Raw genomic sequence first — 22952 nt, 5'->3', positions numbered from 1 at the left:
TTTCACGTCTAATGAGTGAACGGAGGGCTTCTGTCGCATGAGCGTACTCGAATCGTGGCCAGATGACGATTCAACAGCCGGTCAGGCGCTTGATTGGCTATCATGCTGGTATCATGTGTTTGTCGTGGCTGGGCTGTTCGGGTTTATGTTCTGGCTGCGAGCACGGACGTGGGAGAACTTTGTCGCCAACGGCGAGATACTTTTCAGTGGCAACGACCCGTGGTACGTGTTTCGTGAAGTCGCCTATACTGTCACGAACTGGCCGAATACGATGCCTTTCGAAGCCTGGACAAGATTTCCGACAGGCACGATGGTCAGCCAGTTCGGTACCCTGTACGAACAACTTATTGCTACGACTGCCCTACTCATTGGACTTGGAAACCCGAGTGACCATCTGATCCGACTCGTCCACTTGTTCTTCCCAGCGATACTCGGTGCCGCAGTCGTCATCCCGACGTACTATCTCGGCAAGCACGTCGGCGGCCGCATCGGTGGTGTCATCGCTGCGGTGCTCGTTGCACTCTCCGGTGGTGAGTTACTTCGACGAAGTCTCGTCGGGTTTTCCGACCACCACGTCGCGGAAGTGTTCTTCCAAGTGGTAGCTGTCCTCGCCATATTGATCGCTCTCCGTGTGGCTCAAGAGGAGAAGCCGATCTACGAACTCCTCGTCGAACGCGACTGGGCGGCGTTACGTCGCCCACTCGGCTGGGGCGTCATCGCGGGCGCTGCCCTCGCACTTTATATTTCGGTCTGGCCACCAGGCGTCCTCCTCGTCGGCATTCTCGGCGTGTACGTCACGATCCAACTTCCGATAACGTATCTTCGAAAAGAGAGTCCGGAACATATCTCGATTGTCGCGGCAGTGATCTTTCTCGTCGCGGCTGTGTTATCATTAGCCTCAATTGACGAGGTCGGTTTCGGGATGGTTTCACGTACGTTGGCACAGCCAGGACTGGCAATTGCGGGTGCAGTGTGGGTCGGAGTCCTTTCGGCGCTAGCTCGTATGTGGGATGAACGCGACCTCTCGCGCTGGCTGTATCCAGTCGTCGTTTTCGGGAGTCTCGTCGCCGCGGTACTGTTGGTCACTCTGTTACTTCCGGATTTCTTCCGGTATTTCCTCCGGCAGGTCCTCCGCTTCGTCGGGTTCGCCTTCAACCCACATACTAATGCGGCCATCACAATCGGCGAGGTCCAACCGCTGCCAATCGGGGAGGCCGACACGCTCATCTCCTGGCTGGGCGTCACCCCGATCGTCGGTGGGATTGGTGTTTTCCTTGCGCTCGCTCACCAGTACGTCGCCGACGAACTTGACCCGGCGTATCTCTTCGTCGCGCTGTGGTTCGTCTTCTTCGTCGCCGCGACGTTTACCCAGCAACGGTTCGCCTACTATCTGACCGTCCCAGCGGCGGTGATGACGGCACTGGTCGTGACGCGACTCTTCGGATATCTGCGGTCGATCAGCGACACCGACGATGTCGAGACCTACCAGGCGCTTGTCATTGGCGGCGTCATTTTCCTGCTCGTCATTCCGATGGTGTTCCCTGCGCCTATCGCACTCAATCGGTCGTCGAGCAACGGACCTGGCGGTGTCGTGGGCTGGCAGAGTAGCCTCGACTATATGGAAGAGCAGACCCCAGCAGTGGGGAACTATGGCGGCGCGGGCAACGCCGACCAACTTGACTTCTATGGGACGTACGAACGAACGGACGACTACGAGTACCCAGACGGTTCCTATGGCGTGATGTCCTGGTGGGACTACGGCCACTGGATAACGCAGGAAGGCGAGCGTATTCCGGTCGCGAACCCCTTCCAGCAGAACGCCAAAGAGGCTGCCTCGTTCCTCGTGGCACAGAACGAGAATGACGCCAACGACGCACTACAGGTCGTCAGTGAGTCCGAATCCGACGCCCAGACCCGCTATGTCATGGTCGACTGGAAGATGGCCACGGCAAACGGCGGGTTCGGTGGGTATCGCTGGGGCAAGTTCTTCGCGCCGCCGAACTTCCTCGATGACGTCAATGAATCTGACTACTTCCGTCGCGTCCGCGCACTCGTCCAAACCCAGCAAGGGCAGTCGCTGACGAATCGGTATTTCACACTCCAGAAACAGGCCTACTACGAGACGATGGCCGTCAGACTCTACCGGTACCACGGGAGTGCGGCTTCACCGACTGACGTCCCTGGTCTCGATCTCGGCGGGAGCACGGTCGTCGTCGACTGGCAGGACTACCAGGGCGTGGCCCTCCCGGAACTGAGTCAAAATGGGACTGGACAAACCGTGCAGCTGTTCCAAAATCGGAGCGCTGCCGAGGAGTTCGTCGCCAACGACAGTACGTCCCAGATCGGTGGTATCGGTAAGATTCCGAGTGAGTCGGTCGGTGCCCTGCAACACTATCGGCTCGTGCAGGTGAGTGACCCGACCGTCGGACTACGATACGGCCAACTCGGGCAGTTCATGGCAAGCCAGCCTGGACTGACTGTCCTCTCGCGGAGTCAACAGTACCAGACCGGTGTCGGCATCCGAGCGCTCGGCCTCGCTCGTGAGCCGTTCAACTCCTATACGAAGGTCTTCGAGCGGGTTCCCGGCGCGACCGTGCAGGGCGATGGGCCATCGAATGCGACTGTGACCGCAGCCGTCGAGATGGAGATGCCCAACGCAAACAAGACCTTCACCTATCGCCAGCACGCCGAGACTGACGCTAACGGTGAGTTCACGATGACGCTCCCGTACTCGACGGAAGGCTACGAGAACTGGGGGCCGGAAGACGGCTACACGAACGTCTCTGTCCGGGCCAACAGTTCCTATCAGTTCAGTACTGAGACGTCGTTCAACGAGAGTGGATCCGTCTATCGCTACACCGCCACTGAAAACGTCTCGGAAGCCCAGGTCAACGGCGTCGAGGACGAGCCGGTCGCGATCGAGCTCGAACGCCAAGTGCTGGGCGAGTTCAACAACTCCGAGAGCAGCGACGCGGGTAACGAGAGCTCCGAGTCACTGACGCCGCCATCCCTTCGGTCACTGGACGGTGACACGGACGATTCGCCCTCGGGACAGACTGGCGAGGCAGTGTCCTGGAACCCCGTACTGAACGCACGGAGTGCCGGTCTCTGAGAGCCGTGAGCGGGCAATCTCAAACTGACGGCGGGACTGACGACCCATCCACCGTCGAGGCTTGGATCGCCATCTATCTGAAAGGGCTGGCGATGGGTGCGGCCGATTCGGTGCCAGGCGTTTCCGGCGGGACCATCGCGTTCATCACTGGCATCTACGAGCGGTTGATCGGGGCAATCGCGTCCCTCGACCCGCGGGCCATCGTCCATCTCGGACGACTCCACCGCCCGGGTGGCCGGCAGGCCTTCGTCGCCGAACTTCGGAAAATGGACGTCCCCTTCCTGATCGCGCTGGGGACCGGCGTCCTGACGTCGCTCGTCCTCGTCTCCCGGGTGATGCACGTGGCGTTGAACGACGCGCGAGCGCTGACGTTCGCGTTCTTCTTCGGCCTCATTGCTGCCTCTGCAGTGGTGCTGTACGATCAGGTGTCGGTGGCCACGCCGAGCCGCATCGGGGCCGCAGTACTCGGGTTCGGGCTCGCGTTCTTCGTCTCAGGTGTCACCGCCGGTGCCGAGTACTCCCATGCCCTGCCGTTCGTGTTCGGGGCCGGCACAATCGCCATCACGGCGATGATTCTCCCCGGCGTTTCGGGGGCTTTCTTCCTCGTGTTGCTCGGGCAGTACGACTACCTCACGACGGTGTTGAAGCGCTTTGTCGACCGATTGGTCGGGCTGGTGACCGGTGACGCCACGCTGGCCGGCGTCCTCGACCTGGGGGCGACCGTCGTTACGTTCGCTGTCGGGGCGCTGTTGGGGTTGCTCGTGTTCGCACGCATTGTCGAGTGGGCGTTAGCGAACTATCGGTACGTGACGTTGACGTTTCTCGTGAGTTTGATGGTCGGTGCGCTTCGCCTCCCGGTTATCGAAGTCCTAGATAACACCGCGACGTGGTCGCCTGTGACCACGCTGGTGACGGTCTTGGCGGGCGCAATCGGCGTGATCGTGGTTCTCCTGCTCGATTATTACACCGAATCACTGGCGTACTGACCGGCTTGGGCAATCCCAACTGCGAGTCGGTAGCGTTTTCCCGCCGGTCCGGTTTGCCAGGCATATGCGCACGCTCAACTATCTGGATATCGAGCGGTATCTCGGCTCTAGCGGGATCACGACGGCGGCCAGCCAGCAGCGGAAAGCGCTGGCCGATCAAGGTGTGACCGTCGAAACCTCGCCGTGGGACGGCCGAAATCCGCTGACTGCCGGTCTCGCGAACCTCGGTGAGGACTCGCTGTGGACCGACTTCGACGTGGCGCATTGCAACCTCGTCGGCCCGGGGACGATCGCCGTGGCCAGACACGCCAAGCGACACGATATTCCGCTGATACTGCACTCACACGTCACTCGCGAGGACTTCCAGGAGAGTTTCCGCGGGTCGAATCAAATCTCCAAGCCCCTGGGGTGGTACCTCCGGTGGTTCTACTCCCAGGCTGATCTCGTACTCTGTCCCAGCGAGTACACGAAAGACGTGCTCGAATCGTATCCCGTCGACGGGCCGATCCGTCCGATGACCAACGGTGTCGATCTGGACGCTCTCGAGGGCTACGAGAAGTTCCGCGCCTCGGCTCGCGAGAAGCACGACCTCGACGGCGTCGTCGTCTTCTCCGTCGGTCAAGTGTTCGAGCGGAAGGGGCTGACGACGTTCTGTCGGGTGGCCCAGCAGACAGACTACGACTTTGCGTGGTTCGGCCCCTACAGCACCAGCCCGCTGGCCTCTGAGACAGTCAAACGTTGGACGTCCGATCCGCCAGCAAACGTCACCTTCACGGGCTGGGTCGAGGACGTCCGTGAGGCCTTCGGCGCGGGGGATATCTATCTGTTCCCGACAAAGGCCGAAAATCAGGGGATCGCTGTCCTGGAGGCGATGGCAGCCAGGAAGGCAGTTGTCCTCAGGGACATCCCCGTTTTCCGGGAGTATTTCACTGACGGCGAGGATTGCCTGATGGCCAGTACCGACGCGGAGTTCCGCGAGGCCGTCGAGCGCTTGGCCGAGAACCCCGATCTCCGGGAGCGGTTGGGCGAGAATGCCCGCGAGACAGCCGAACAGCACAGTCTCGATCGCGTCGGCCAACAGCTGGTGGATATCTATCGCGGCTTGCTCGACGGAGCGGATCCGGCGACACTTTGAGACGGGCTGGTTGGCCTGTCGAACTTCACAGCCCTGGCGACCCGAATCGCGAGCCTCAAGTGGTGGGCCCCACTCTGGACGGGCGATGAGCACCGGTGGGTCCCAGAATGTCCTGTTCGTGGTACTGGATACGGTCCGGAAGGATCACCTCACAGTCTACGGTCACGATCGACCGACAACGCCGAATCTGGACGCATTCGCCGAGGAAGCTCGGGTTTACGAGGAGGCAGTCGCCCAGGGACCGTGGACGGTCCCCTCACACGGATCGATGTTTACCGGCACGTACCCGAGCGAACACGGGGCGACTCAGGAGAATCCCTACCTGGAGGGCCAGCAGACGTTGGCCCAGTCCCTCGCTGCAGCGGGCTACGATACCGCTTGTTACACCTCCAACGCCTGGATCACACCGTATACCCATCTCTCGGACGGATTCGAACGGCAGGACAACTTCTTCAAACTACTGCCCGGTGACTTCTTTTCGGGGCCGTTGGCCCGAGGGTGGAAGGCACTCAACGACTACGACGTCCTTCGGAAAGCCGTCGCCGGGCTGATCAACGTCGGCAACTACTTCCACAAGTACTTCGAGAGCGAGGGCGGCGACTCGAAGACGCCGCGGGCGATCGAGCGGACGAAGTCGTTTATCGACGAGGCCGACGATCCGTTCTTCTCGTTTGTCAACCTGATGGATGGCCACCTGCCGTATCATCCACCTGAGGCATATCGCGAGGAATTCGCGCCCGACGTCGATCCGGCGGCTGTCTGTCAAGACACGAAACTGTACAACGCCGGGGCCTACGAGATCGACGACGAGGAGTGGGCAGACATTCGGTCGTTGTACGACGCCGAGATCGCCTATATGGACCACCAAATCGGGCAACTGTTCGAGTGGCTCAAAGAGACTGGCCGCTGGGAGGAGACGATGGTCGTCGTCTGTGCCGACCACGGTGAACTGTTCGGCGAACACGACATCTACAGCCACGAATTTGCCCTGTACGAACCACTGATCAACGTCCCGTTGCTCGTCAAACACTCGGACGTCGACCCGGGCCGCGACGAGGAGACGCAGGTCGAACTCCTCGATCTCTATCACACGATTCTCGACGCGACGGGCGTCGATCCACTGGGAACGAACCTCGAACCGACGCGATCGCTGCTGTCAGCCGAGTATCGGGAGTTCACGGATGGCGAGTTCGCGTTCGCCGAATACCACTTCCCCGTCATCGAGTACCGGAACTTGCAGACGAAAGCCTCCTCAGCGGGCGTCGAGATCCCCGAAAACTCACGCTTTGACTCACGGATCCGGGCCGGCCGTCGTCCGGACGCGAAGTACATCCGCAACGAGTGTATCCCGGACGAAGCCTATCGGATCGACGAGGATCCTTCCGAGGAGTGTGACGTGATCGAGGGAGACGATCCGGCGATCGAAGCCGTCGAGGCGGCGTTGTCCCGCTTCGAAGCGGGTGTCGGCGGCGAGTGGACGGACGTCGAGGCCGATGACGTCCTCGAAGATGTCGGGGAGGAAGCCAGAGAGCAACTCGACGCGTTGGGCTACGTCGAGTGAGGCCCGGGTTTGTCGTGGTGTGGCACGTCCCGTGAACGCGACGGATAGTCACTACTAACTACGTCGCCGCGGTCCACCGACGCATGTGGCCTTCGAGCAATGCAGTCACGCAGGTGTATCGTCGCCAGGAGGGATCGATAGATGGTCGCTGATGCGGGCCTTCTCACAGCAGATGTCCTCTTGGTCGCGTTCGCCGGCGGGGCGATCGGTGCGGTCGTCGGGGCACGGGCGGCCCTGAGCCTGTCCGGCCTGACGATCGTTGTCGGCGAAGTCGGGAACTTCCTGACTGGAGCGGCAACTGGATCGCCTGCAGGGACGAGTATCACTGCGTTGATCGGCTACGGGCCGGCGCTCGGTCCACACGTCGCCTTTGCCGGCGGTGTCGCGGCCGCCGCCTACGTGGGTCGCGACCGATCGCCAGACGCGTCGTTCTCGTACCACCGCGCGAAGGATCTCTCGACAGCCATCGGTGCCCGATCGGACGCCATGCTCGCCGGTGGGGCCTTCGGCGTGCTGGGGTACTGGATCGCAACGCTGGCCCGGACCGGGGCGCTGCCGGTCGAGCCAGTCATGTTCAGCGTGGTCCTGACCGGACTGCTCGCCCGGATCGCCTTTGGGTATCCGCTATTCGGGTCGATTTCGAGTGGCCTGCTCGACATGACGCCCTACCAGCGAGGGGAGATCCGAACGGCCCTGGAAGGCCGTGAGGACGACCAAGCAGGGACGGCCCGGCCTGCCGTCGAGCCTTGGACCCCACAGCAGTACGGCTGGCAGCGACAGGCCGTTCTCGGCCTCGTCGTCGGCGTTTTCGCTGCGTACGTCGCCTACGTGACCGCCAGTTACTATCTTGCCTTCGGGATCGCCGCCGCGTCACTGCTGTTTGTGGTCGCCGGCCAGGAGGCAGTCCCCGTTACTCATCATCTTGCACTCCCCGCGAGCATCGCTGCGCTGTCACTTCCTGGGGCAGACCCGGAACCCGTGTTGTTGGTCGGTGCTGTCTTCGGCGTTGTGAGTGGCCTGGTCGCGGAACTCGCCCAGCGAGTGGTGTATGCTCACGCGGACACCCACGTCGATCCGCCGGCGATCGCGATCGTCGTGATGACGCTTGCGATCGGTCTGCTAACGGGCATCGGTGTCTTCGACCAGGGACTGATTCCAGCCGTCTGACTGACGGCGATCAGATTTCCTGAACGCCGACCCACCGCTCGCCATCTCCTGTCGGACACCAGGATTCGTGGTTGCTGGCACAGTTTTCGTCCAAGGCCCACCCACACGTACAGTGTGTGCGGGTCGCCCTGTCGAGTCGGTGGCGACACAGCTTACACTTTGTACTCATAGGGTCCAGTACGAACGCCCCGAATATAATACTAGCCAACAAGTCACTCGGAGAATAGAACGGACGCCCGTTTCAGCCTTCGGCGATCGGGCTGTACGTGCCGTTGATATCCCATTCGTGCAGACAGTGTGCTTGGCCGAGGCGTCGATCTCCGTCTGTTTCCAGTGCGCGCCAGACGTCTCGGTCACCGTCCCAGACCTCCTGTCGACCACATCGTTCGCAGGCTCGCTTGCGCGGTGGCTCGATTTCGCTCATACGCCAGCCCACGTGTCACGTCTATATGAATGTCGCGACAGGACCTGTCCCGTGCCGTGGCTGGCACCGTTTGGGAGTGGCCCGACTCGCCGCTGGGCGTTGTGGCCGTCGGCTTTTGAGTCTGTGTGCCCATAGTGAGCTATGGGCCATCACACGTTCGATCCAGACGGGGCGAAGCGACTCGAAGACGACTCCCGGTACGCGTATCTCTCTGTCGATGAGTTGCTCGCTCTGTTCGAGCCCGACCCAGCTGATGTTGTCGCGGATCTCGGGAGTGGCACAGGGTTCTATACCCGTTCGATCGCCCCCCACGTCCGACGGATCGTCGCGGCGGATCTCCAGCCTGCGATGCACGCGGCCTTCGCGGAGTTTGGGATCCCGGAAAACGTCGATCGGGTCACAGCTGGGGCCGGTCGGCTCCCGATCCGGACCGACCGGCTGGATGCCGTCTACTCGACGATGACGTACCACGAGTTTTCGGGTTCGAACGCACTGGCCGAACTCGCTCGCGTCCTCGCTCCTGGTGGGCGACTCGCGATCGCTGATTGGTCGGCCAAGGGGGCCGGACAGCGTGGTCCGCCAGTTGCCCAGCGCTTCGACGCTGGGACCGTCGTCGACCAGCTAAGGGGAGCCGGCTTTCGGATCGAACGTGCCGCCGATCGCCGTGAGACGCTGGTCGTCGCCGCCCGCCTCCCGGCGACGTCCCGACAATCGTAAGGAACTCCGGGGCAGTAGGATGGACGATGAGCGATCACGCGGGACCGGCGACGAGCGAGGCCGGAACGGGATCGATTCGCCTCGTCGGGACGGCACACGTCTCCGAGGAGAGTGCCGAACGCGTCGAAGCGGCTGTCGCAGACGACGATCCCGACGTCGTCGCAGTCGAACTCGACGAAGGCCGGTACCGACAGATGAAAGGGGAGACGCCGGACGATATCGAACCCGGCGATCTCCTCGAAGGCAATACGGTCTTTCAGTTTCTGGCCTACTGGATGCTCTCGTACGTTCAGTCGCGATTGGGCGATCGATTCGACGTTTCGCCTGGCGCAGATATGCTGGCCGGCATCGAAGCGGCGGAAGAACGTGGTATCGACGTGGCGTTGGTCGACCGGAATATCCAGACGACGGTACAACGCTTTTGGCGACGACTCACGGCGGGCGAGAAGCTCAAACTGTTTGGCAGCATGCTGGTCGGCATCGCCGGCCCACTGACAGCAGCCGGGACGATCGGGGTGACCGTCGGCTTTTTCGGGGCTATCCTCGTCTCGGTGCTCGGTGGCGTCTCCGTGCTGGGTGGGGCCGCGTCGGTCCTCGGTCCGCTCGCGAGCGTCGCGAATCTGGCGGTGTTGGCCGGCATCATCGGCGGTGCGATCGCCCTCCCGCTGTTGTTCGTCTTCACTCGCGTTGGTGACTCCGAGGCGGATATCGAGGAATTCGACATCGAGGATCTGACCGATACAGACGTCGTGACGGCGATGATGGAGGAGTTTCGGCGGTTCTCCCCGGGCGGTGCGGAGGCCCTAATCGACGAGCGTGATGCGTATATCGCCCACCAGCTCGTCGGCCTGCGGGAGGCAGGGGCTTCAGTCGTGGCCGTCGTCGGGGCCGGGCACCGCGAGGGGATCCAGCGCTATCTCGACGATCCATCGACGCTGCCACCGATGGAGGAGTTGACGGGGACGATCTCCCGCAGCCGTTTCTCGCTGTATCGCCTGTTCGGATATCTCTTCACCGTCGGATTCGCGGCGTTTTTCGGCTTGTTACTGCTCGGTGGGGCCGAACAGGGCTGGCTCCTCCGGTTGTTCGCGCTGTGGTTTGTCATCAACGGAATCATCGCTGCCGGACTGGCTCGGTTGGCGGGTGCCCACTGGTCGAGTGCGGGTGTCGGCGGCGCTGTTGCCTGGTTGACGAGTGTCAACCCACTGCTCGCTCCTGGCTGGTTCGCTGGCTACGTCGAACTGCGGTACCTGACCGTCAACGTCAGCGACATCAACCGACTCAACGAGTTGCTGGACAACGAGGAGTTGCCGATCTCTGAGCTGGTTGGGCGGATGCGGGAGGTGCCGCTGTTCCGGTTGATCTTGATCGTCGCGCTCACAAACATCGGGAGTTTCATCGCGAGCATGCTGTTTGCGACGACGGTACTGCCGTACATGTTCGCTGAAGTCGGCGGTGTCGATCAGGTGGCTGCCCACATGCTGGATGGCGCACGGAACGGTGCCGAACTACTCTGGGGTCTCGTCTCGTGAGTGTGCAGCTTCGATTCAGTCGTCGTGAGTTGGTGGACCTGTTCGCTGCGTGGGTTGCTTTGAGCGTTGCGTTCACAGTGTTTCTCAACCCGTATCTGCTCGGTGGCGCGACAGTGGGACTCGTCGACGATGTAGTCGAGACGTTCCTCCGCCAGTTTGTGACGAGCCTCGGCACGGTCGGTGTCGCATTCATCTGTCACGAACTCGCCCACAAAATCGTCGCCGTCCGGTTTGGCCAACTGGCTACATTCCGCGCTGACTACGGCCTCCTGTTGTTAGCAATCGTCTCTGCGCTGGCCGGGTTCCTGTTTGCCGCCCCTGGCGCGGTCGTCCATCGCGGTCGCATCACACCACGTGAGTCCGGGCTTATTTCGCTTGCCGGTCCGGCAAGCAACCTCGTGCTCGCTGCCGTGTTCTTCGCGACGACACTGGTTGCCAGCCCCGCGGTCGCTGACGCCGCGGCCCTCGGCGTCACGGTCAATCTCCTGTTGGCCGGGTTCAATATGCTCCCCGTTGGCCCGCTCGACGGTCGGACTGTCGTCCGGTGGAATCGGGCCGTCTACGTGGCCGTTGCCGTGCCGTCGATCGCGCTGGCCGTTACAGCGCTGTTCGGTATCGGCTTCTGATCTGTTCGTCACTGCTCGGCGTCGAACGATACGCTCTTTTCGTGTCCCCGTGATCGACGGGCATGGTCGAGCATCGCCCGGTGGCAGGCGAGGACGTGGACGCTCACAGACGAATTCGGCGATACGCTTTCCACGCCGCGGACGGACCGGACCCCGAAGACGAGGACGGGCCGACGATCGGCCAGCCGTTCGGGCTGTACGACGACGGGACGCTCGTGAGTATCGCCAAACACTACGCTTTCGACGCGCGACTCCGGGGTGAGTGGGTCGATCTGGCCGGACTCGGCGCAGTCGCGACCCCACCAGCATATCGCGACCAGGGGTACGCTCGCCGATCGTTACAGGCCTCGGTCGAACGCCTGGCTGATGAGGAAACGCCACTCGTTGCTCTCTGGCCCTTCGAGACGGCCTTCTACCGGCAGTTTGGATGGACAACGGCAAATTACGTCCATCGGTTCGACTGTCACGCCGACGCCTTGACCGAGTTCGATGTCGATAGCGGGACGTTCCATCCTGTCGGTCCCGACGACTGGGAGTCCCTCGAAGCGGTCCACCTGGCTGCTGGCGACGGCGAGACCCTCTCGGTGCGGCGGAGCGAACAGTGGTGGCGCAACCGGATTCTCCGCCAGTGGGGTCAAGACCGCCGCCACGCGTATCGGTACGACCGGGCCGGAACCCCGGCCGGGTATCTCGCTTACGAGGTCGAAGATGGGACGCTGTCTGTCGCGTACATGGGAGCCGTCGATTACGACGCCTTACGGGCCTTACTCTCCTTTGTGGGCCGCCACCGCGCACAGATCGAAACCGTTGCTTTCGAGCGAGCCGAGGGGGCTGCACTGCTCGACGTCCTCTCTCGACCCCAGGACGTCGAGTGCACACTAACGCCGGGGCCGATGGTCCGGGCCACCGACGTGGCGATGGCTCTGGAAGCCGTCTCCTATCCCGACACAGTCGAGGCTGACGTGACGCTCACCGTGACAGACCCGCTCGTTCCCGACAACGCGGGGCAGTATCGCTTGCGCGTCGCCGACGGGAGGGGCGTTGTCGAATCCGATCCGGACACCGACTCGGACGCTCGGATCGGTGTGGCCGGACTGTCGGGGCTGATCGTCGGAGCGAGAGACGCGACGGCTACAGCGCGTGCTGGCTCTGTCGAGTTCGTGGATACAGGTGTCGAGCGAACGCTCGACGAACTGTTCCCCACTGAACGTGTGTTTCTCCGGGAATTCTTCTGAGAGCGACAAGCGGTGGGCTTTTGCGGCCGCCGCGCGCCCACTCGGGTATGACCGACGACGAGACGTCACCGGGGACCGACGACGAGAGCGGCGCGGCTGAGACAGCCGAGGATCCACCGGCAGAGCCGACCGACGATGGATTGACCTACGCCGAGACGGGCGTCGACATCGAGGCGAGTGAGGCCGCCACGTCTGCATTGATCGGGGCTGCCGGGGACTTCGAGGGCGATTTTGCAGGGCTGGTCGACATTGGAGAGAAGTACCTCGCGTTGGCGACCGACGGTGTCGGGACGAAACTCCTCGTTGCCGAGGCGCTCGATGATTACTCGACGATCGGCATCGACTGCATGGCGATGAACGTCAACGATCTGGTTGCGGCGGGTATCGAACCGGTCGCGTTCGTCGACTACCTGGCCGTCGAAGAGCCGGATAGCCAGGCGAGTGAACAGATCGGGGAGGGCCTCGGGATCGGTGCCGAATTCGCCGACGTGGCGCTGGTCGGCGGTGAGACGGCCGTTATGCCGGAGGTGATCGACGGCCTCGATATCGCAGGGACTGCCGCCGGACTCGCGCCGAAAGATGGACTGTTCTCGGGGGAAGCTCAACCGGGCGACGCGATCGTCGGCTGGCCCGCAAGCGGGATTCACTCGAACGGGCTTACCCTCGCTCGCGAGGCCGTCACCCGCAACCACGAGTACACCGATCCATTCCCACCGAATCCCTCGAAATCCATCGGCGAGGAATTGTTGGAGCCCACGCGCATCTATACGGACTTGCTGGCTCCGCTGCGTGAGTACGGCGCTCACGGGGCCGCACACGTAACTGGGGGTGGCTGGCGGAACCTCACGCGGATGGGCGCCTATCGATACGAGGTAGAGGAGCCATTCGACACCCAACCGATCTTCCAGTTCGTGCAGGCGGAAGGTACCGTTGGGGACAGGGAGATGTACCGGACGTTCAACATGGGTACTGGGTTCGTCGCAACATTGGACCCGGACGATGCGATGCGTGTCGTCGAAGCGACCGACGACGGTCGGATCATCGGCCGCGTTATCGAAGACGACCAGGCCGTCTCGGTTCGCGGATTGGACCTGGCCTGACGGCCCTGGCCGTCGGCTCTGTGGGCTGGGTTCTTGTCGGGCACGTTGCTCGTCTCGCCTCTCGTCGTCGACTACGCCGAGAGCACGCTATGGTCGATGTCACTCGTTGTATCGGTCCGTTTCTCCCTCGCGAGCAGTAATGTGGGCTTGTCGGACGTGGAACGTTCCCCGTGGATCGTCCGCGAGCACTCTTGCCTGGGCGAGATGCACCGACGCTTTCCGAACGGTTGCGTTATCTCTCATCATGGCACAGACGTACGCCCACAGTCAAATCACGGCTTCGACACTTATCGGGCGGTACACGGTCAGGTGCGAGCTTTAGCTCACGTGGGCAGCGATGTCTGCATCAGTGATGATCCCAACTGTCCGCCCGCTCTCGACGACCATGACTGCGTCGTGGTGATCGAGGTAGGTGTCGACCTCATCGAGCGTCGCACCGCGTTCGACCGTCGTCATCGATTCGTGCATCACTTGTGCAACCGGCAGTTCGCCGACGTTGTCTTCCGACCGTTGACGGATATCCGCGTTCCCGATGAGGCCACTCGGTCGCCCATCACGGATGACCGGGACTTGTGAGTACCCTTCAGCATCCATCAGCTGCTTTGCCTCGTGGACGCTATCGTCCGGGGCCACGCTGGCGATCGGTGCGTTCATCAGATCGTCTGCTCGAAGGACGCCACCTTCCGCTTCGCCCAGCGCGTTGACGATCCGCCGTAGCGTCGAGAGGCGCGGATCGACGTCGCCACCCTCGATGCGGGCGATTAAGGGCTGGGAAACGTCGGCTTTGTCTGCGAGTTCGCTCTGGGTAAGTCCAAGATCAGTCCGGCGCTCGCGTAGATCGTCCGGCGTTGGTAGATCCATACCCGCTAATAACCGAAAGTAATACAAAAACCCTCCGGCGGCGGCCGCTCAGTTGCCAGTCTCGGCGGGTGCGTCGGCTTCGTCCTCGAATTCCACTGTCTCGACGACTTTCAGCGGAACGTCCCTGAGCGCGCCACCGATCTCGCTCTTTGCGATCCGCTGGGCGTGTTCGATACTCTCGGCGTTGAAGACCTTCATCTCCAAGACGAGGCCCACCAGTGCCGTATCGGCGGCAATGAACGCCGAGTCGAACGGTTCGCCACAGGCGGGACAGGTCGTGGCACCGACCTCGACCTCGACGTAATCCATATCCTGGTCGTTGAGCCGCTTGCCTGCTTCGCTGACGGCAACGCCGATCGCGTCATCGATGTCTTCGACGTCACGAACCAGCCAGGCTGCTTCCATTGCCACGAGGTAGTTCATGTACGAACCCAACCGGCGCGCCTATTCGTGCTTTTTGATTTTGCCCCACCGCGCACGTCACGCTAATAATGGCCATAACTTATGGGTACGTCGCTGTGCGCTCATCCCCCTGTTATATATCGACATCCAGCCATCCCTATCGAGTTGGAACGAATCCAAGTGAGGTTTAATCGCCATACTGCGGCCCGTTTGTTTTTCATTATCTATCCAACTATCACGGAAGCAGCAATAATCCTTTTATACCCTCACGTGACCACCTCAGATGAGGACAATGGACACGTACCTGTACCGCGCCAGCCTGTTCGTGCTGTACCAGCTGACGCTGCTCGTTGGCATCCTCCTGTTGCCGGTCGCACTGCTCGCCCGGCGCGTTGGATTCACGCTGCCACTCGATCGCCTCGTTACTCGCTTGGGGAACGCCTACGACCGAACTGCCGACGGATCGTGATCCGGGGACCCAGTGTAGCCGGGCCGTGGCCGCAGCTACCCTAACGGATGGTTTTATCACTGCCGGGACGGTAGCCGGTCGGTATGTTCGAAGACGGGTTCGACGCTGATCTCTCCCTCGACAGCCCCAGCCACATCCCCGACAGCGGGACGCCAGTCTACGAACCGGAACTCGGGTCGCTCCCCGAATCGGGGGTCGATGGCGAGGTCAACGAGACGGGGACGACGACCATCGGCATTACGACGGCCGAGGGCGTCGTCGTCGCGACTGATATGCGGGCAAGTCTCGGCGGGCGATTCGTCTCGAACAAGCGTGTCCAGAAAGTCGAACAGATCCATCCGACAGGGGCGTTGACACTCGTCGGGTCTGTCGGCGGTGCCCAGTCGTTTATCCGCTCGCTCCGGGCCGAGGTCAACCTCTATGAAGCCCGCCGGGGCCGTGACATGAGTATGCAGGCACTCGCGACGTTGGCCGGCAACTTCGCGAGAGGCGGTCCGTTTCTGGCGATCAATCCAATCCTCGGTGGCGTCGACGACGACGGCCATCACGTCTACTCGATCGATCCCGCCGGTGGCGTCATGGAAGACGACTACACCGTTACCGGATCGGGGTTGACTGTCGCTTACGGGACGCTCGAAGAGCGCTACGAAGAAAACATGAGCAACGACGAGGCAATCGCAGTCGCCACGGCGGCGATCCAGGCCGCCGCCGAGCGGGACACTGGCTCGGGCAACGGCATCTACGTCGCCGAGATCACCGACGACGGTGTTGATATCGAGGGATACCCGGACTTCGAGGACGTTTAAGGCGTCTAGACGGGCCGCGTTCCTACATCTTCCCCCAGGCAGAAACCGCCCGAGAGAGTGACGACACGTCGGCGATCCATCGCGTTGCGATAACTTTTTTGAGCACTTTGGCACCGATTCCGCCGAACGTCTCGATCGGCGAGTACAGAACGTTCGTTGCCACGGCGTCCTCACCGACGGAGACGACCGTGCCCTTGTCTTCGAAGCGCCACTCCTTCAGCGGTTGCCCCCGGAGTGTCCGGGCAATGTTCTCGGCGGCGACGTCTGCTGCCTGCCAGGCGGCCTGGGCCGTTGCGGGCGCGGGCTCGTCACCGGGCTGATCGATGAGGGCTGCATCACCGATCGCGAACACCTGGTCGTGGTCGGTCTGGAACGTCGTCGTCGTTCGCAGCCTGTTACTCTCCCGATCTTTTCCGATCTCGACGTCGTTCATTTCCTCTTGGCCGGTGATACCGCCAGTCCAGACCAGCACGTCATAGGGGAGCTGGTCTCCATTTTCGAGGTGGACTGTCTCGGCATCGACGTCATCGATGAACTTGCCAGTCTGGATCCGTACCGACCGTTCCTCGAGACGATCGCGGATCGCTCCCCGGAACGCCCGACTGTTGCCGGGCACGACCGACTCCAGCCCTTCGACGAGCGTGATCTCGATGGGCGCGTCGTGGTGGTCACGATAGGCCGCGATCTCGCCGGCAACCTGGACGCCCGTCTGCCCGGCACCGCCGACCAACACGGTGGCTGGATCGTCCGGCGATGCGTTCTCAGTCGCCTCGACGATCGCGTCGTGGATCGCCAGGGCGTCATCGAGGCTCTTCAGCGTGAGTGCGTGCTCTTCGAGCCCTTCGATACCGAAGAATGCGGTCCGACTGCCGACCGCAACGAGCAGGTAATCGTACTCGACAGTACTGCCATCGGCGAGGTGGACCGTCCGGCCGTCGGTTCCGGTGTCAATCGTCTCGACGCGACCTTCACGGAACGTTGTTGCGGGGGATTTGATCTCCTCGATCGGGATCGTGATGTCGTCTTGGACAGTCGGATCCCGGATACAGCGATGAGATTCGTGGAGAACGAGGTGATAGGGCTTCTCCGAGACCCACACGAGATCTTGGCCGTCGTCGAGTTCGGATTCGAGCCGTTGGATCGCCCCCGCGCCCGCGTACCCGGACCCCAGGACGACCACCGTCTCAGTCATACCCGCTCGTCAGTGAGGGGTGGATACAAACCCTTTGAAATCCCGTCGCTACGGGAAGGCAACGTCGTAATTGCTGTTTCGAACGCGGTGAGAATGCCCGGCTGTCGCCCGCGGCGTCGCGGCTGGGTCAGTGTTCGGGGGTTTCGGCCGGTGCGACCATGTCGTCGATCGTCAGAATGAGTTTGTTACTGGTATCGTCTTTCCCGTCGAGTGTCCCGACGATCTGGAGTTTCGACAGGGGAGTCGGACCGACGGTCACGCTGTCGCCCTCCGCGTAGTTACTGAGCGAGCCCTGCAACGTCACTTCGGCGCGACAGTTTTCGGGGTGGTGAACGCTTGCGAGGTTGATCTCGGCGACGTTTGCCTCTTCGCTTCGCTCACCGTTGTGATACAGCGGGACCTCGGCGGCGTGATCCATGTCCTGGATCTGGAGTGCATCGTAGGCAGTGGCCGTCGGTTTGTAGCCGCCTTTCGGCCCAGGGACGCCTTCGACGAGTTGGAGTGCTTTCAGCGACTGCATTTGGTTGCGGATCGTCCCCGGATTTCGATTGACCTTCTCGGCGATCTCCTCGCCTTTGACAGCGTTTTCACTGTCCCGGTAGAGATTAATGAGTTCCTGGAGGATGTTTTTCTGGCTAGGTGTGAGTTCGATTGATGACATGAGTTATTTTTCGTGATAGCCGGTCTTAAATGCGACGGTGACACCTGATTCTCGGGAACGTCTCTTGGTAGCCGTTACCTCGACAGATTCTAGATAGCCATCGCCGCCGGTAATCCGATTCCAACCCCGTTATATGGATGTTGACATATCTGCCACCACGTCCGATTCGAACGACTAGCCAGATTCTCGTTGCGGAACCCACGAAGGGGCCTGTTGTGGGATTTGACCATTGGATCTCCAGCCTTCTTCCGTGCCTGGGCTAAGGGCGCTGTCCTGGCGAACCGCTTCAACACGGGTTGTGTATGCGAGTGGGCGTCGCGTCGCAGTACCCGTCTCATCCGAGACGGCTGAGAGCCACCTTACTGATGGCGTGAGTAAAATTCTGTGAGTGCGCTCGACGGTGCCGGTTCGAAATGGCCGTTACTCTTCGGTTTCGCCTGTCGACCCCGGAATGACGTCCACGGAAGCGACTGTATCGCCGACTTCGACGTCCATAATCGTCACGCCCATCGTGTTGCGCCCGACGGCCGAAACATCGGCGACCGGACACCGCATGATTTGGCCCGTCGCGCTCATGACGATCAAGTGATCGTCGTCGCCAACGGCTTTCACGGCCGTGACACGTCCGTTTCGCTCACCCGTTTTGATGTCGATCAGTCCCTTGCCGTATCGCGATTGCGTCCGATACGCAGAGAGGGGTGTCCGCTTGCCAAATCCGTTCTCGGTGACGGTCAGCAACGACTGGTCGTCGCCGTCTTCGGTCGCGACCAGCCCGGCAACGACGTCCCCGTCTTCGAGATCGATACCGCGAACACCACGGGCTGTCCGACCCATCTGTCTGACGTCTGTTTCGTCGAAGCGGATCGTCATCCCACCTTCCGTTGCGATCACGAGATCTTCCGTGCTGTCGGTGACGGCCACGTCTACCAACGCGTCGTCGGCTTCGAGCTTGGCAGCGATGATCCCCGTCGAGAGGATATTCTCGAACTCCGAACAGCAGGTCCGTTTGACGTAGCCCTGCCGGGTAACCATCGTGATGCACTCGTCGTCGTCGAGTTCGTCGGTACTGACGACGGCAGTGATCTCTTCGTCATCGTCGAGATCCAGCAGGTTGATCGCCGACTTCCCGCGGGCGGTACGTGACATCTCGGGGATCTCGTAGGTCTTCAACCGGTAGACCTGCCCTTGATTCGTGAAGGCCAACAGATAGTCGTGGGTGTTCGCCCGGAACACCTTCGAGACGCTGTCTCCCTCTTTGGGATCGGCCCCGATTATCCCTTTCCCGCCTCGTCCTTGCGGGTCAAAGCGGTCTTCGGGCATCCGCTTGATGTAGTCGTCTTCGGTGATGACGACCAGGCAGTCTTCTTCCGGGATGAGGTCTTCACGCGTGACTGTCCCGTCGTCTTCGACGATACTCGTCCGGCGATCGTCGTCGTACTCGTCTTTGACGGCCCGGAGTTCGTCTTTGATGACCGCAAACAGTTCCTGTTTGTCGTTCAAGATCGTCTCTAGGCGCTCGATTTCGGCCTGGACTTCTTCGTACTCGGCTTGGACCTCGGCGGCCTCCATCGACGTGAGGCTCCCCAACTGCATCCGGACGATGTGCTGGGCTTGCTCGGCCGAGAAATCGAAGGTTTCCTGCAGGCCGGTCTTGGCAGCGTCCCGGTCGTCGGATTCCCGGATGAGGTCGACGACGGCCTCGACGTTTTCGAGCGCTTTCAAGCGCCCTTCGAGGATGTGGGCACGGTCTTGTGCCTCTCCGAGATCGTACTCCGACCGCCGACGGACGACTTCCTTGCGGTGGTCGATGTAGTGCTGGAGTGTCTCCTTGAGCGTCAGGACCCGCGGCTCGCCATCGACTAAGGCGAGGTTGATCACGCCGAACGTCGACTCGAGGTGATTGTCCAGAAGCTGATTCTCGACGACATCCACGTTCGCGCCACGCTTACATTCGACGACGACCCGTACGCCGTCCCGGTCGGACTCGTCTCGGAGGTCCGAGACGCCTTCGATGAGCCCCTCGTTGACGTCCTCGGCAATCCGCTCTACCATTCGGGCCTTGTTCTCCTGGAAAGGGATTTCCGTAATGACGATCCGGGGGCGGCCCGAGTCCAGTTCGTCGATTTCGTACTCTGCGCGGACCGTCAGGCGGCCTCGCCCGGTCGAATACGCCGAATGGATCGCGTTTTTGCCGACGATATTTGCTCCGGTCGGGAAATCCGGTCCCGTGACGTACTCCATGAGGTCGGTCACCTCGGCGTCGGGGTTGTCGATCAGGTGGATCGTCGCGTCGATCACCTCGCCGAGGTTGTGTGGCGGAATGTTCGTGCTCATCCCGACGGCGATGCCCGACGAGCCGTTCACGAGGAGATTCGGAAAGGCCGCCGGGAGGACCTCGGGCTCTTGGAGACGATCGTCGTAGTTTGCGGTGAAGTCGACGGTCTCTTTCTGTAGGTCAGCCAGTAACTCCTCGGCGACGGGGGCCATCCGGGCCTCCGTGTAGCGCATCGCAGCAGCCGGATCGCCGTCCATCGAGCCGAAGTTGCCCTGGCCGTCGACCAGCGGGTAGCGCATCGAGAAGTCCTGGGCCATCCGCACCAGGGTGTCGTAGATCGCGCTGTCGCCGTGGGGGTGATAATCCCCCATGGTGTCCCCGACGATCGACGAGGACTTGCGGTGTGAGGAGCCACTTGTGACTCCCATCTCGTGCATCGCATAGAGAATACGTCGATGGACGGGTTTGAGGCCATCCCGGACGTCAGGCAGGGCGCGACCGGCGATGACGCTCATCGCGTAGTCGATGTAACTTTGCTCCATCTCGTCTTCGATCCGGACGTGATCGACGCGTGCGGCTTCGACGTCTGTGTCCGGGTTGTCGGGTAGATCTGAGCTCATATATCGACCCACTCGGCTTCTGGGGAGTGTTCCTTGATGAACTGCTTGCGCGGCTCGACGGCATCACCCATCAGCACCGAGAACATCTTGTCCGCGGCAGCAGCATCGTCGATGGTGATCTGCTTGAGAAACCGGTTTTCGGGATTCATCGTCGTCTCCCAGAGTTGCTGTGGATTCATCTCACCCAGTCCCTTGAAGCGCTGGACCTGCGTCGGGTTGCCGTTGCACTTCTCTTCGACGATCTCGTCCCGTTCTTCGTCTGTCATCGCGTCGTAGGTTTCGCCACGGTACCGGATGCGGTACAGCGGTGGACGGGCGGCATAGACGTACCCGGATTCTAACAGTGGCCGCATGTGTCGATAGAAGAACGTCAACAGGAGTGTCCGAATGTGCGCACCGTCGACGTCCGCGTCGGTCATCATGACGATCTTCTTGTACCGACACTCCTCGATGTCGAATTCGTCACCGATCCCCGTCCCGATCGCGGTGATCATCGCTCTGATCTCGTCGTTCTCGAGGATCCGATCGAGGCGGTGTTTCTCGACGTTGAGGATCTTGCCCTTGATCGGGAGAACGGCCTGGTTTTCGGGATTGCGTGCCTGTTTGGCACTGCCTCCGGCACTGTCTCCCTCGGCGATGAACAATTCGGCCTCGTCGGGATCGCGTGTCTGGCAATCAGAGAGCTTGCCCGGCAGCGCCGTCGACTCCAGGGCACTCTTGCGGCGCGTGAGTTCTTCGGCCTTTTTTGCGGCTTTGCGGGCCTTTGCGGCCTCGACGGCTTTCCGGACGATCGCCTGGGCGACGTCGGGGTTCTCCTCGAAGTACGTCCCGAGGTTCTCGTGCATCGCACTCTCGACGACGCCACGGACCTCGCTGTTGCCCAGTTTGGTCTTCGTCTGGCCCTCGAATTGTGGATCGGGATGTTTCACCGAGATGACCGCAGTCAGCCCCTCGCGGATATCATCGCCTTTGAGGGTGTCGTCGATCTCGCCCAGCAGGTCGTTCGTGCTGGCGTAGTCGTTGACGACACGGGTCAGTGCCGTCTTGAATCCGGTGAGGTGGGTGCCCCCCTCTCGGGTGTTGATGTTGTTTGCGAAAGCGTGGATCGAACCCTGTAACTCGGTGGTCGCCTGGATGGCGACCTCGAGTTTGATGCCCTCCGCCTCGTCGGTGAAGTAGACGACCTCCTCGTGGAGGGCGTCTTTCGTTTCGTTTAGATACTCGACGAACTCCCTGATGCCCCCCTCGTACTGGAAGTGTTCCTCGTTGTCGTCGCGTTCATCAACGAGAGAGATGGCGACGCCGGAATTGAGAAACGCCAGCTCTCGCAACCGGTTTGCTAGCGTCGAAAACTGGAAGTCCGTCGTCTCGAAAATGTCTTCGTCAGGGAAAAAGCGGATCGTCGTTCCGGTCCCGTCCTCGGGTGTGAGGTCCCGAACCCGTTCGAGCGACCCGACCGGTTCGCCGTGATCGAACGACTGTCGCCAGACACCGCCGTCTCGCTTCACTTCGACCGCTAACTCCTGGGACAGGGCATTGACAACCGAGACGCCGACCCCGTGGAGGCCGCCAGACACCTGGTAGGACTTGTTGTCGAATTTCCCACCGGCGTGTAGGACAGTCATGATAACTTCGACCGCAGGTGCGTCGTGGTCGTCGTGTTGGTCGACTGGAATCCCCCGCCCATCGTCGGTTACCGAGACCGATCCATCGTCGTGGATCGTCACGTCGATACTGTCACAATGGCCAGCCAACGCCTCGTCGATGGCGTTGTCGACGACCTCGTAGACGAGGTGGTGCAATCCTCTCGTATCCGTCGAGCCGATGTACATCGCCGGTCGCTTCCGGACGGCCTGTAACCCCTCCAGAACCTGGATTTGACCGGCACCGTACTCGTTATCGTCGCTCATAAAACACTGTCTCGTTGTTTCGTCTCGTGGGTCTTAAACCCCTCGTGCGCGCGCGCACGGACCTCTGTGCATGTGAAGAAATAATACAAACAATTTATTTATATGGGGAGCGAACGTCGACACATGTTGGGAATTGTGTACGGTGCCGACGGCCGTGAAGT

Annotated in this window: 20 protein-coding genes; 12 read left to right on the top strand and 8 right to left on the bottom strand. The window is 61.5% G+C overall.

The window, feature by feature from the left end; genetic code table 11:
* Positions 1-37 precede the first annotated feature (37 nt).
* From FR699_RS04785 to FR699_RS04765, 5 genes are all read left to right on the top strand, one after another.
* Positions 38-3112 (top strand): oligosaccharyl transferase, archaeosortase A system-associated, encoded by a 3075-nt coding sequence (locus FR699_RS04785; RefSeq protein ID WP_158854440.1) that lies wholly within the window; start codon positions 38-40, stop codon positions 3110-3112.
* Positions 3113-3204: 92 nt separating this feature from the next.
* On the top strand, positions 3205-4098 hold the full coding sequence (locus FR699_RS04780) for a DUF368 domain-containing protein (protein ID WP_158855710.1): 894 nt from the start codon (positions 3205-3207) through the stop codon (positions 4096-4098).
* Between the two features lie 64 nt (positions 4099-4162).
* Complete coding sequence (locus FR699_RS04775; protein WP_158854438.1) at positions 4163-5233, top strand: glycosyltransferase family 4 protein; 1071 nt, start codon at positions 4163-4165, stop codon at positions 5231-5233.
* An 85-nt stretch (positions 5234-5318) separates the two neighbouring features.
* Positions 5319-6794, top strand: a complete 1476-nt coding sequence (locus FR699_RS04770) for a sulfatase (protein ID WP_158854436.1) — start codon at positions 5319-5321, stop codon at positions 6792-6794.
* 141 nt (positions 6795-6935) lie between these two features.
* Positions 6936-7961 (top strand): hypothetical protein, encoded by a 1026-nt coding sequence (locus tag FR699_RS04765; RefSeq protein WP_158854434.1) that lies wholly within the window; start codon positions 6936-6938, stop codon positions 7959-7961.
* 241 nt (positions 7962-8202) lie between these two features.
* On the opposite strand, the gene FR699_RS04760 is transcribed toward FR699_RS04765, so the two are convergent.
* Positions 8203-8385: an HEWD family protein gene (locus FR699_RS04760; RefSeq protein ID WP_158854432.1), complete on the bottom strand. Its 183-nt coding sequence runs from the start codon at positions 8383-8385 to the stop codon at positions 8203-8205.
* A 141-nt stretch (positions 8386-8526) separates the two neighbouring features.
* Between FR699_RS04760 and FR699_RS04755 the strand changes: the two genes are divergently transcribed.
* From FR699_RS04755 to purM, 5 genes are all read left to right on the top strand, one after another.
* Positions 8527-9102, top strand: a complete 576-nt coding sequence (locus tag FR699_RS04755) for a class I SAM-dependent methyltransferase (RefSeq protein WP_158854430.1) — start codon at positions 8527-8529, stop codon at positions 9100-9102.
* A 26-nt stretch (positions 9103-9128) separates the two neighbouring features.
* On the top strand, positions 9129-10634 hold the full coding sequence (locus FR699_RS04750) for a TraB/GumN family protein (protein WP_158854428.1): 1506 nt from the start codon (positions 9129-9131) through the stop codon (positions 10632-10634).
* Positions 10635-10636: 2 nt separating this feature from the next.
* Complete coding sequence (locus FR699_RS04745) at positions 10637-11260, top strand: metalloprotease (protein ID WP_154553187.1); 624 nt, start codon at positions 10637-10639, stop codon at positions 11258-11260.
* Between the two features lie 62 nt (positions 11261-11322).
* On the top strand, positions 11323-12495 hold the full coding sequence (gene eis, locus FR699_RS04740) for an enhanced intracellular survival protein Eis (RefSeq protein ID WP_158854426.1): 1173 nt from the start codon (positions 11323-11325) through the stop codon (positions 12493-12495).
* Positions 12496-12542: 47 nt separating this feature from the next.
* The gene (gene purM / locus FR699_RS04735; protein ID WP_158854424.1) at positions 12543-13595 is read left to right on the top strand and encodes a phosphoribosylformylglycinamidine cyclo-ligase; all 1053 of its coding nucleotides are present in this window, start codon (positions 12543-12545) and stop codon (positions 13593-13595) included.
* Positions 13596-13694: 99 nt separating this feature from the next.
* On the opposite strand, the gene FR699_RS04730 is transcribed toward purM, so the two are convergent.
* The 3 genes from FR699_RS04730 to FR699_RS04720 form a co-directional block, all read right to left on the bottom strand.
* A complete protein-coding gene (locus FR699_RS04730) occupies positions 13695-13841 on the bottom strand; it encodes a hypothetical protein (RefSeq protein ID WP_158854422.1) in 147 nt (48 codons plus the stop codon).
* Between the two features lie 72 nt (positions 13842-13913).
* Positions 13914-14456 carry a CBS domain-containing protein gene (locus tag FR699_RS04725; RefSeq protein ID WP_154551533.1) on the bottom strand — a complete coding sequence of 181 codons (543 nt, stop codon included), beginning with the start codon at positions 14454-14456 and terminating at the stop codon, positions 13914-13916.
* Positions 14457-14504: 48 nt separating this feature from the next.
* Entirely contained in the window at positions 14505-14879 is a 375-nt protein-coding gene (locus FR699_RS04720) for a DUF555 domain-containing protein (RefSeq protein ID WP_154551534.1), read from the bottom strand.
* 262 nt (positions 14880-15141) lie between these two features.
* On the opposite strand from FR699_RS04720, the gene FR699_RS04715 reads away from it, so the two are divergent.
* Positions 15142-15327: a hypothetical protein gene (locus FR699_RS04715; RefSeq protein WP_158854420.1), complete on the top strand. Its 186-nt coding sequence runs from the start codon at positions 15142-15144 to the stop codon at positions 15325-15327.
* 83 nt (positions 15328-15410) lie between these two features.
* The gene (gene psmB / locus FR699_RS04710) at positions 15411-16133 is read left to right on the top strand and encodes an archaeal proteasome endopeptidase complex subunit beta (protein WP_158854418.1); all 723 of its coding nucleotides are present in this window, start codon (positions 15411-15413) and stop codon (positions 16131-16133) included.
* A 22-nt stretch (positions 16134-16155) separates the two neighbouring features.
* On the opposite strand, the gene FR699_RS04705 is transcribed toward psmB, so the two are convergent.
* From FR699_RS04705 to gyrB, 4 genes are all read right to left on the bottom strand, one after another.
* The gene (locus FR699_RS04705) at positions 16156-17325 is read right to left on the bottom strand and encodes an NAD(P)/FAD-dependent oxidoreductase (protein ID WP_154551538.1); all 1170 of its coding nucleotides are present in this window, start codon (positions 17323-17325) and stop codon (positions 16156-16158) included.
* A 127-nt stretch (positions 17326-17452) separates the two neighbouring features.
* Entirely contained in the window at positions 17453-17986 is a 534-nt protein-coding gene (locus FR699_RS04700) for an Rrf2 family transcriptional regulator (protein WP_154551539.1), read from the bottom strand.
* Positions 17987-18406: 420 nt separating this feature from the next.
* Complete coding sequence (gene gyrA / locus FR699_RS04695) at positions 18407-20881, bottom strand: DNA gyrase subunit A (protein WP_158854416.1); 2475 nt, start codon at positions 20879-20881, stop codon at positions 18407-18409.
* The gene (gyrB, locus tag FR699_RS04690) at positions 20878-22791 is read right to left on the bottom strand and encodes a DNA topoisomerase (ATP-hydrolyzing) subunit B (protein WP_158854414.1); all 1914 of its coding nucleotides are present in this window, start codon (positions 22789-22791) and stop codon (positions 20878-20880) included. The genes gyrA and gyrB overlap by 4 nt, the downstream gene beginning before the upstream one ends.
* Between the last annotated feature and the right edge of the window lie 161 nt (positions 22792-22952).

It is taken from the genome of Halorhabdus sp. CUG00001 (assembly GCF_009797925.1).
Classification (GTDB): domain Archaea; phylum Halobacteriota; class Halobacteria; order Halobacteriales; family Haloarculaceae; genus Halorhabdus.
Note: the sequence above shows the minus strand (reverse complement) of the source record. Positions and strands in the feature narration are given on the sequence as shown.